Source organism: Acinetobacter sp. YH18001 (genome assembly GCF_013416975.1).
Lineage (GTDB): Bacteria > Pseudomonadota > Gammaproteobacteria > Pseudomonadales > Moraxellaceae > Acinetobacter > Acinetobacter pseudolwoffii.
The window spans coordinates 1-10,128 of record NZ_VPEU01000059.1 but is presented as its reverse complement, the minus strand read 5'-3'; the positions used below and the strand labels follow the sequence as shown (position 1 = coordinate 10,128).

General features: G+C 42.2%; 9 protein-coding genes and 1 pseudogene. 4 read left to right on the top strand and 6 right to left on the bottom strand.

The features are described 5' to 3' along the window. Positions 1 to 188 precede the first annotated feature (188 nt). Positions 189 to 905, top strand: coding sequence for a carbonic anhydrase family protein (locus tag FTV48_RS13205; RefSeq protein ID WP_180000647.1), 717 nt, complete (start codon positions 189 to 191; stop codon positions 903 to 905). Between the two features lie 50 nt (positions 906 to 955). Here the strand turns inward: FTV48_RS13205 and FTV48_RS13200 are convergent, their stop codons facing one another. After that, on the bottom strand, positions 956 to 1,492 hold the full coding sequence (locus FTV48_RS13200; protein WP_100357276.1) for a hypothetical protein: 537 nt from the start codon (positions 1,490 to 1,492) through the stop codon (positions 956 to 958). 162 nt (positions 1,493 to 1,654) lie between these two features. Between FTV48_RS13200 and FTV48_RS13195 the strand changes: the two genes are divergently transcribed. The 3 genes from FTV48_RS13195 to FTV48_RS13185 all read left to right on the top strand — a co-directional run bounded on the left by FTV48_RS13195 (position 1,655) and on the right by FTV48_RS13185 (position 4,989). Beyond that, positions 1,655 to 2,698 (top strand): molecular chaperone DnaJ, encoded by a 1,044-nt coding sequence (locus FTV48_RS13195; protein ID WP_180000645.1) that lies wholly within the window; start codon positions 1,655 to 1,657, stop codon positions 2,696 to 2,698. A gap of 232 nt (positions 2,699 to 2,930) precedes the next feature. Beyond that, positions 2,931 to 3,596 (top strand): heavy metal response regulator transcription factor, encoded by a 666-nt coding sequence (locus FTV48_RS13190; protein WP_180000649.1) that lies wholly within the window; start codon positions 2,931 to 2,933, stop codon positions 3,594 to 3,596. After that, positions 3,589 to 4,989 (top strand): heavy metal sensor histidine kinase, encoded by a 1,401-nt coding sequence (locus tag FTV48_RS13185; protein ID WP_180000643.1) that lies wholly within the window; start codon positions 3,589 to 3,591, stop codon positions 4,987 to 4,989. The genes FTV48_RS13190 and FTV48_RS13185 overlap by 8 nt, the downstream gene beginning before the upstream one ends. A 38-nt stretch (positions 4,990 to 5,027) precedes the next feature. Here FTV48_RS13185 and FTV48_RS13180 read toward each other — a convergent pair whose 3' ends face one another. The 5 genes and pseudogenes from FTV48_RS13180 to FTV48_RS13160 form a co-directional block, all read right to left on the bottom strand. Further along, positions 5,028 to 6,311, bottom strand: coding sequence for an MgtC/SapB family protein (locus FTV48_RS13180; RefSeq protein WP_180000641.1), 1,284 nt, complete (start codon positions 6,309 to 6,311; stop codon positions 5,028 to 5,030). Beyond that, entirely contained in the window at positions 6,308 to 8,683 is a 2,376-nt protein-coding gene (locus FTV48_RS13175) for a heavy metal translocating P-type ATPase (RefSeq protein WP_180000639.1), read from the bottom strand. The genes FTV48_RS13180 and FTV48_RS13175 overlap by 4 nt, the downstream gene beginning before the upstream one ends. Before the next feature lie 11 nt (positions 8,684 to 8,694). Next, the gene (locus FTV48_RS13170) at positions 8,695 to 9,345 is read right to left on the bottom strand and encodes an isoprenylcysteine carboxylmethyltransferase family protein (RefSeq protein ID WP_138001012.1); all 651 of its coding nucleotides are present in this window, start codon (positions 9,343 to 9,345) and stop codon (positions 8,695 to 8,697) included. Positions 9,346 to 9,365: 20 nt separating this feature from the next. Next, positions 9,366 to 9,614, bottom strand: a complete 249-nt coding sequence (locus FTV48_RS13165; RefSeq protein ID WP_004695740.1) for a DUF2933 domain-containing protein — start codon at positions 9,612 to 9,614, stop codon at positions 9,366 to 9,368. A 26-nt stretch (positions 9,615 to 9,640) separates the two neighbouring features. After that, positions 9,641 to 10,006, bottom strand: a pseudogene (locus tag FTV48_RS13160) (hypothetical protein); the annotation flags it as partial. Between the last annotated feature and the right edge of the window lie 122 nt (positions 10,007 to 10,128).

Here is a 10,128-nt window from a genome sequence, read left to right as displayed (position 1 = left end):
AATTTAAATAATAATTTATAAATACTCTATCTTTTCATAGGCTTAAGTGTTTGGAAATTTGTAAGTAATTCACCAAAATTAATTAAAAATCTGTAGTTTGTGCTCTGAAAAATGAGGCAGTCATAAGCCTAAAAATTTGTTTTCTAAATGAAAAATTATTGATTACGGTTCTAAGAGGGAAAATTATTGTGAAAAAAATATTCACATTTTTAACAGTGCTTGGTTTGAGTACGGCAGGCTATGCAGATGCCAATTGGGGCTATATGCAGCCTGAACAATGGTCGAATTTAAGCCAGAAATATACTGCCTGTGATGGTGCGAATCAGTCACCAATTAATATTGAGCGGACGGTAAAAGCACAACTGGAACCGCTGAAATTTAGTTATAACACCATGATTCACGCCATTGAAAATAAAGGTCATACCATTCAGGTGGACTTTGCCGAAGGTGGTGAGCTGGAGCTGGATGGGGAGCGTTTTGAACTGAAACAGTTCCATTTGCATAGTCCGAGTGAGAACCTGATTCAAGGTAAAAGTTATCCTTTAGAGATTCATTTTGTCCATGCCAATGCTGATGGTGAGCTGGCAGTGGTTGGCATGATGTTTGAGCAGGGGCAGGACAGCCAGATGCTAAAACAGATGTGGAAACGTTTGCCGAAAAAGCAGGGTGAAAAAGTCGTGTTAAAGACACCACAGCCTGTCAATCAGTTGCTGCCTAAAAATCTGGATTATTATCGCTTTAGTGGCTCGCTGACCACCCCACCTTGTTCAGAGGGTGTGCGCTGGCTCATTTTAAAAGAGATCCAACAGGCTTCAGCCAAACAGATTGCTGAATTTTCCAAATTAATGGGGCATCCGAATAATCGTCCGGTACAGCCATTAAATGGTCGTGTCATTGTTGAATAATCATTTTGTTTGCGCCATTTGCCTACACATTGATGGCCTGAAAAGGCAATTTAAGGTTGTAGGTGATGGCTCTTTTCAATCTGTTTAATTAACTGATGGCTCGCATCATGAATATACTGGCTATGTTGGGTCAGTAAAGCTTGATGCTTGAGCTGTTTCTGGTTTTTAGGCTGTAATAAATGTTGTTGCAGAATTTCCTCGGAATGAAACAGTTCAAATGCCAATTGATTCAGGTTTGGGTCATAAATTTGACTATGTACAAATATATGCAGTTCTTTAGAAAAGACCGGAATCAATTCCAGATATTCGGTTTCTAGCGTATGTAAGATATTTTGAGTACTTTGCTGATGTAACTGCATTTGTTCAATGAAGTCAGCACTATAACGGCGAATACGATAAAGTGTCGGCAGCATCGTGACAAAGAATTTTTGTTTTTGCATGTCTTGTAAGGCATTATCACGATTTTGTGCCAAATGATTTAAATATAAGGGCACACTAATGGCGACAAAAATTGCAAACACAGATCCTAGCGCTTGTACCCATGCAGCGAGTTCCTGATTAAAGATTAAATCTGCCTGAGTTGCCATCTGAATCTCCTTTCAGCACAGTGACAAATTAAGTTATTGTTATATTGTTTGATATTAAACAAAATTTATTTGCATAAGGTGTATATTTGTGTCGATAACTGGCATACACCTGTCTCATAAAACCGTTAAACTTAATAATCTGTCCTGCTTATTTTGAATATCATGTCTTTCAATTTAAAAACCATCATTCAGCCATTCACAGCGCTTTCGACACAGCAGAAAAAGCTGGATCGCCTGATTGATAGAATTGAACAGCAGAAGCTTGAGCTGGCACAGTGGCAGCAGGCTGAAGAAGAGATTCGACAATATACACAGCAAAATTTCATACCGGTCTATCATGAATTGCATGGTGTTTTGTTTGAGCAGCTTGAACAATTGTGGCAGCATCTGCATGAGGCAGAATTTTCCAAGGCCGAGATCGTCGTACTGGATGAAAAAATTCAATCCCTGGCGGCTTATTTAAAAGATTCACAGGCAATGTCGGTGCAGGAAGCGCATAAGGTCAATGAAATTGATAGTTACTATCAGCAGCTCAATGAACATATCCAACTCAGAAAAAATCAGAAAAAGACCAATGCATCAGAAGGGTTTTCCGAAGATCAAAATGACATAGATCAGGCCGACACAGATAGATTTGAAGAATGGAATAGTAAACATTTTCAACACGTACGTGAGCAAGCCAGATTAAAACGCCAGCAGGAAAAACAAGCGCAGGCTGCAATGCTGGCAGAGCAGTCATTGAAAACCGTGTATTTAAAAATTGCGGCGGCCATTCATCCTGACCGTGAAGTGAATGATGTCAAAAAAATCAAGAAAACTGAATTATTACAACGTGCCAATGAGGCTTATGCAGAGCAGGATCTGTTTACGTTACTGAGAATGCAACTGCAGATTGAACAAGATCAGGATGTTTCACAAAAAGGTTTAAGTGCAGAGCAACTCAAGTTTTATCAACTCGCTTTGGATGCACAGAGCGAGAAATTACAAGAACAGATTGATGCCTTGATCCATAGATTGGTCTGGTCATCGAAAACTAGAATTGCTGTGAAAAAGGCGAAAGGGAAAGTTCAAATTGCTGACCTGTATAAGCAGATTGATGAAGATACTGCAGCCATCAAACAGCAGATTAAAGTGGAAAAAGAACGGTTGATGTATATCAAAAAGGTGAGTGGCTTGGAGATGTTTTTAAGGCATGGGATGCTTTAACTTAATTAGAATTACCTCTCCCTTGCGCACTCAGAATATATTCTGAGGATGCTCATCACTTGCGCTTCGTTTTAAAGCAGTACTTTAAAACTTGCTCAGGAGAGGGAACTCTATTATTAAATTTATGCAAATACAAAATCAAATACTATTACTCCATCTCCCTTTGGGATGAGAAGCACTGCTTCGCAAGGGGGAGAGGGCTATCTGCTATAATCATCAAAGATAAAATTAAATTCAACATGAACAAAAAACTGGTGATTATCTCAAGCAAGGTTTATCCGAAGCTGGCTATATTACCGACTGGGTTACAGATGGGTTAACGGGTAAACATCAAGCTCTTTCTGAAGAGTATGACTTAATTATTTTAGACGTGATGTTACCTGGACTAAATGGTTGGAATATTATCAATGATATTCGTAGCAGCGGTAAAACAATGCCCATTCTTTTTCTTACCGCCCGAGATCAAATCGAAGATCGAGTAAAAGGATTAGAGCTAGGCGCTGATGATTATTTAGTTAAGCCTTTTGCTTTTGCAGAGCTTCTAGCTCGAATAAAAACGCTCCTTAGACGAGGGCAACAAAGAGAAGATAGTAATATTATTAAGATTGCTGATTTAGAACTTGATTTGAGAAAACGTCGGGTAACGCGAGCGGGTCAACGCATTGATCTGACGGCAAAAGAATTCGCGCTTATGGAACTTTTTATGCGTAGACGAGGTGAAATTTTACCAAGAGCGCTGATTGCTTCTCAAATTTGGGATATGAATTTTGATAGTGATACGAATGTCGTTGAAGTCGCTATTAAACGATTAAGAAGTAAAGTTGACAGTAACTTTACTCCCAAATTAATTCAGAATATTCGAGGAATGGGGTATGTACTAGAGGTAGAGGATGAATAATAATTTATTCAGAGCGATCAGTTTCCGGATCGGTATCATTTTCTCATTATCTACTATTTTCATTCTAATTATTATGGGTTTGTTCATAAATAAATTAGTAATGCATCATTTTGAAACTCAAGACCGTACCCAATTAGAAGGTAAAATCCAGCTTATTCAGAATCTTCTCCAACAGCATCCTAAAAATTCTCCAGAACTTAATCTTTATTTAAGAGATGCGTTAGTTGGACACCATGATCTTATGGTCCAAATAGAACGACCGACAGGCCAAATTTTATTTAGTTCAGCATCCTCAATCATTAATACTCAAAATTTAATCAAGTCAGCAAATAATTCATGGATTAAATGGCAAGTTCAAAATAAGATCTATCGTGGCATGATCTACACTACAGGTATAAATAGAAATTCTGAAATACAATCTGTACGAATTATTGTTGGGATCGATACATCAGAACATCTACATTTTCTAAAAGATTTTAAGCGTCAACTTTTGTATATTGGTTTGGCTGGTACAATTTGTTTAATGTTTTTAGGTTGGTTTGCAACCTGGAGAGGTTTAAGACCAGTGCAAAAAATGGCTAAGGTCGCACAAGGAATTTCTGCTCAACATCTTTCAGAACGTTTAGAAGTTGAGCATACACCAACCGAACTAAAATCATTGGCAATCGCCTTCAATGCTATGCTGGACAGACTAGAGTCAGCTTTAGAAAAACTTTCCGATTTTTCATCTGATTTAGCACATGAAATTAGAACACCGATTAATAATTTAATGACCCAAACTCAAGTATGTCTCGCCCGTAACCGAGATATTGGTACTTATCAAGAAATACTATTTTCTAATTTAGAAGAATTTGAACGTTTGGCTCGAATGGTGTCCGATATGCTTTTCTTGGCAAAAGCAGAACATGACTTAAATTTACAGAACTTACAGAATATTGACCTCATTAAAGAAGTTACCGCTTTATTTGATTTCTATGACGCTCTAGCTGCCGAAAAAAATATGACACTTCAACAAACAGGATCTGGCAATGTAAAAGGTGATCCTGCTATGTTACGTCGCGCACTCAGCAACCTATTGTCTAATGCAGTTAAATATGGAAACAAGAATTCTACAATACAGATAAAACTTCAACAGAATTTAGATAACACAATATTTTCAATTGAAAATGAAGGCCCTGAACTCTCTCCTGAACAACTATCCAGATTATTTGATCGTTTTTATCGAACAGATGCGTCTAGACAAAGAACAGAAGAAGGAACCGGCTTAGGGCTTGCCATAACAAAATCTATTCTTGATATGCTTGGGGCGACCATCCAGGCTGAATCCCTCAATGGTCGAATCATTTTTACCATTGTTTTTCAAAGTGAATCCATGCAAGGGGAATCATTTTAACTCATTTTTTGAACATCTTCCATTTACCCGAGTTGACCTTACATAAAGCTCAAACTGAGAGCCAGAGCTACGCCAGCACCTATCATGGCAATTGTGTAGCCAAATATGATAGCTCGGCCAAACTGTGCCCCCCCTGTCATCCATGCAATTGTCGCTTTGCTTAACATGTTGCTCAGTGTGGCCAGCCCTAGCGCGACAGCAGCCACATTTGTTGTTAAGCCTTCAGTACTATGCAGGCGGGCAAGTGAGACTAAAATAGCATCTACGTCTGCTAGCCCAGAAATAGTCGATAATACGAAGATGCCGCTGGTGCCCAACCATTGTTTTGCTGCCGGAACCAAGACTGCCATGACAGAAAGGAAAGCAGCGAAGCTGAATGCTGTCCCAAGATCAAAAGGAGCCATTGCTTCTATTGTTCGATCGTTGTTTTCAGCGCTGGTAATTTGGCGTTGTCTCCACAGTGCCATACCCAGCAAAAGGATTCCCGCAATCATCATTGCACCACCAAAAGTGCTTAGAAGTGCGGGTTCAATGACGCCTATCAGTACAGCCATACGAAAAAACATGATGCCACAGGCAGCCAATGTTCCAGAAATAGCAGCACTGACCATGACGGGGTGCTGGCGTGTATAGCGTGCCAGTGCGACAGTTGCAGCTGTAGAAGATGCCAAACCACCCAATAGACCTGTCCAGAGTATGCCTCTTTCTGAACCGGTGAGCCGCATGGCAAAATGACCTGCCAGAGAGAGTCCGGCAATCAGGATCACTGCCCACCATAACTGGTAAGGATTTAATGCAGCAAAAGGTCCCATACCCGTATTGGGTAAGTAAGGTAATATAACGACAGAAAGTACCAGTAACTGTAGAGATGCGGTTAATTCACGATGTTCGATCAAGCGTAACCAACCATGTAAGGTTGGCTTGAGATCCAAAAATACAGCCACGATGACAGCCGCTGTTAATGCTAAAGTAACATTACCATGGGATGCATATGCACCTAGAACTAATGTCAACAGCATCGCGATCGTCGTGGTAGCGCTTAAATTACCGGAAATTTTTGCGGTACGCGCGTAGGATACCGTAAGTAAAAGGGAAAGCCCTAATACGGCTGCGACTAGTGGCCAAGGCCCAAAGTTTGGCTGTAGATGACCCAGCACTCCTCCGAGTAATCCTGTCAATGTGAAGGTACGTAGGCCTGCTACTCGGCTGCCTTCTGGCAGTTCACGATCATTCCATCCTCGTTCTAAACCAATGAGCAGGCCGATGGCAAGTGCTGCAATCAGGCCTGATACATCTGGTGGAAGAAAAGGACTCTCTATCATAGCTTTTTATGTCGCAGGCGAAGGGCATTCGTGATCACTGAAGCGGAGCTAAAACTCATGGCCAAGGCCGCAATCATGGGTGACAACAACCAACCTGTAAATGGGTAGAGTACGCCAGCTGCTATTGGGATACCCAAGGCATTGTAAAGGAAAGCAAACATGAGGTTCTGTTTCATGTTGCTGACAGTAGCTTCCGAGAGTGAACGGGCAACCGAGATACCGCGTAAATCTCCCTTGACCAGGGTAACTTGAGCACTATTCATTGCGACATCAGTCCCGGTACCCATAGCGATACCGACATCAGCCTTGGCTAGTGCAGGTGCATCATTGATTCCATCGCCGGCCATTGCCACGATGCGACCTTGCTTCTGCAATTTGCTGACAAGTTCGAGTTTATCTGCGGGTTTGACTTCACCATGTATCTCATCGATTCCCAGACGTGCTCCGACTGAACGGGCAGTGGTGAGACCATCTCCCGTTGCCATTACGATACGTAGTCCAGCTTCCTTCAGGGTGGTAAGAGCTTCAGGAGTACTTTTTTTGATGGGATCAGATACTGCAAGCAGGCCGGCCAATTCACCATTGATGGCTAGATGCATGACACTTGCCCCTTCCGAACGCAGCTCTTCGGCTTGCGGAATCAGAGATTGTACGGAGATACCCAATTGTTCCATCAGTGCCGTGTTGCCCAAAGCTAACTGACGATCGCCCACTTGACCTCGAACACCGATCCCAGAGCCTGATTCAAAATTGTCTGGTGTTTCAAGAGACAGGCCACGTTCGTGTGCTGCATTTACAATCGCATCAGCTAGCGGATGTTCACTGCCTTGATCCAGGCTAGCGGCCAGACGTAATACTTCAGATTCCTCGAACCCTGCTGCAGCTACTACACGGTCGAATGCAGGGCGTCCTTCAGTCAACGTACCTGTTTTATCGATTATCAGTGTGTCAATCTTGCGCAGATTCTCAATGGCCGCCGCATCACGGAATAGCACACCATGGGTGGCACCTTGACCCGTCGCAACCATGATAGACATTGGGGTTGCCAAGCCCAGTGCGCAAGGACAGGCAATAATCAGTACTGCCACAGCATTGATTAATGCATAAACCCAGCTCGACTCTTCTGGGCCGAACAGTCCCCATCCAAAGAAGGTAAGTAAGGCAATAGCCACTACAGCCATTACGAACCAACCTGCTACCTGATCAGCCATACGTTGCATGGGTGCTCTCGAGCGTTGAGCTTGCGCCACCATCTGTACGATCTGGGACAACATGGTGCTTGAACCAATTTTCTCTGAACGCATGATCAATGAACCATTGGTATTCAGGGTAGCTCCAATGACTTTGTCGCCGACGCGTTTAGTGATTGGTAAAGGTTCGCCTGTCAGCATTGATTCATCTACTGAACTGCTTCCTTCAGTGACTACACCATCCACAGGAACTTTTTCACCTGGGCGAATTCTGAGTAAATCTCCTACATGTACATGCGTTAGAGGAACATCTTTCTCAGTTCCATCGGGCTGGATTCGGCGAGCTGTTTTTGGAGCAAGCCCAAGGAGTGACTTAATTGCAGCAGAAGTTTGCGAACGTGCTTTTAACTCCAATATTTGTCCCAGTAGGGTCAATGAAATGATGACCGCTGAAGCTTCAAAGTAAACAGCGACACGACCCATGGAAATAAATGAGTCGGGGAAGATTTGGGGGGCAATGGTTGCGACCACACTATAAATAAAAGCAGCCCCTGTACCTAGACCGATCAGGGTCCACATATTCGGACTGCGATTCACAACCGATTGCCAACCACGGGAAAAAAATGGCCAACCTGCCCACAGTACAATCGGGAGTGACAACACTAATTCAATCCAGCTCTGAACTGCCATGTCGAACAGGTTCAGTTGATGGCCAAACATTGCCAAAAAAGTCACGACTATGGTGAGTGGCAGTGTCCACCAGAAGCGTCGACGGAAATCACGTAACTCAGGATTCTCATCTTCCTCTAACTCGGGAATGAGTGGTTCCAGTGTCATTCCGCATTTAGGACAGTTTCCAGGATGATCCTGTCTAATTTCTGGATGCATTGGGCAAGTATAGATGGTCGTGCCTGTTGTGCTTGCATCATTAACGGATTGAGTAGTCTGATGATGCTGTGTATGTGCATCGGCAGTCGTCGTTGCGGGTTTAGCGATATATTGCACCGGGCTGCTATGAAACTTTGATTGACATTTATCACTGCAAAAAAAGTAAGTTTTCCCCTTAAATTCCTCATGGTATTTCGATTCTTCAGTGACGGTCATACCACAGACTGGGTCTTTCAGTACGTCTGTTGTAGCCTGTGCCATATGGTCCTGGTTATGATTTTTTTGATCTGACATAAATAATTCTCTTATGGAAAAGTGGTTTTATGGCCGAATTTTGGAATAAATCTCGGAGTCTGTTGAGCATAGCTGTCATAGACAGCGCCAAACTGTTTACTCATTTCAGCCTCTTCCTTAATTGCCAAGCGGCTGTACATTAAGAGTAAGATTGGAAACATAATCAGTGTCAGTAAAGTTGGCCATTGCAATAAAAACCCCAGCAAGATCAAGATAAAAGCCACGTATTGGGGGTGACGTATGCGTGCATAAGGGCCTGTGATCGCTAAAGAATGCTGACGTTGCGCGTTGTACAGCACGTGCCATGACGTTGATAACAGGTAAAATCCATAGCCCAAGAAAACGTAACTGGCGATATGCAAAATGCCAAAATGTGGATCACCTTTTTCACCTAATAGCGTTGACCACAAGTGACCTGCATTATGAGAAAGTAAGTCAAGTTGAGGGAAGCGAGTTTGAAGCCAACCAGATAACAGGTAAATGGTTAAAGGAAAACCATACATTTCGACAAATAGAGCAATGATAAAAGCCGAAAAGGCCCCAAATGTACGCCAATCGCGCGCAGTGGAAGGTCTAAAAAAACTGAAAGCGAACATGATAAAAACTGCTGAGTTAATGATAACCAGCGTCCATAAACCATAAGCCGATTCCGCATGATTCATGATGGATCTCCTGATAAGAGCTATTTTTTGTTATCAGATATATCGGATTTTTTTTGCTGCGAGTGGTTATGCCCATGACCACCATGCATAAAAATATGCATCAGTGGACACGCTAAAAGGAATAAATAAGGCAAAGCACCGATAACGTGGGCTAAATGTTCCGTTAATAGAAAATAAGCTGCGATACCACCCAGCACGATTAGACCAATGGCATAACGTGTAGACCAGAAGTTAGGTACTGAATTATTTTCTTGGTGTTGGTGATTCATGGTGCTTTCCCCTAATTCATGGGTAACTATTTAGTTGCTGACGGAGGCATACAGTCCATCATCATCTGCATCATGGATTGCATCATGTCCATACGTTTTTCCATCATCTGCTGACGGTCAGCCATATTTGCATTCATGCTTTGGCTGCCCATCTGTTTCATCATACTCATACCTCCTTGCATGAGTTTCATGTGCTCAGCCATAAGTTTCTGACGTTCTTGTGGGGTTTTTGCAGCCATCATCTTCTCATGCATGGCTTGCATCGCCTTCATGTGTTGATCCATTGCAGCCATTTTATCTGTAGCAGTGGTGCTGGTAACTGTTTGCTTAATTGTTACTGCAGATGGTGCTGTTTTTTCAGGGTGGTGATCTTTGTGTTCATCGGATTGCTGTCACATAAATCTAATTTATCATTTTTATTAGTTAAAAAACTTTTTGGAATCTTTCAAAAGCTGAATAAAATCATGCTTTCACTGCATTCCTATAAATCTACTTTTCCGATCAATTTATTAAA

Excerpts from the sequence above, each read along its gene's own strand:
- FTV48_RS13195 (WP_180000645.1), top strand. The coding sequence starts at position 1,655 with ATGTCTTTCAATTTAAAAACCATCATTCAGCCATTCACAGCGCTTTCG.
- FTV48_RS13200 (WP_100357276.1), bottom strand. The coding sequence starts at position 1,492 with ATGGCAACTCAGGCAGATTTAATCTTTAATCAGGAACTCGCTGCATGG.
- FTV48_RS13170 (WP_138001012.1), bottom strand. The coding sequence starts at position 9,345 with ATGAATCATGCGGAATCGGCTTATGGTTTATGGACGCTGGTTATCATT.
- FTV48_RS13185 (WP_180000643.1), top strand. The coding sequence starts at position 3,589 with ATGAATAATAATTTATTCAGAGCGATCAGTTTCCGGATCGGTATCATT.
- FTV48_RS13180 (WP_180000641.1), bottom strand. The coding sequence starts at position 6,311 with ATGATAGAGAGTCCTTTTCTTCCACCAGATGTATCAGGCCTGATTGCA.
- FTV48_RS13165 (WP_004695740.1), bottom strand. The coding sequence starts at position 9,614 with ATGAATCACCAACACCAAGAAAATAATTCAGTACCTAACTTCTGGTCT.
- FTV48_RS13175 (WP_180000639.1), bottom strand. The coding sequence starts at position 8,683 with ATGTCAGATCAAAAAAATCATAACCAGGACCATATGGCACAGGCTACA.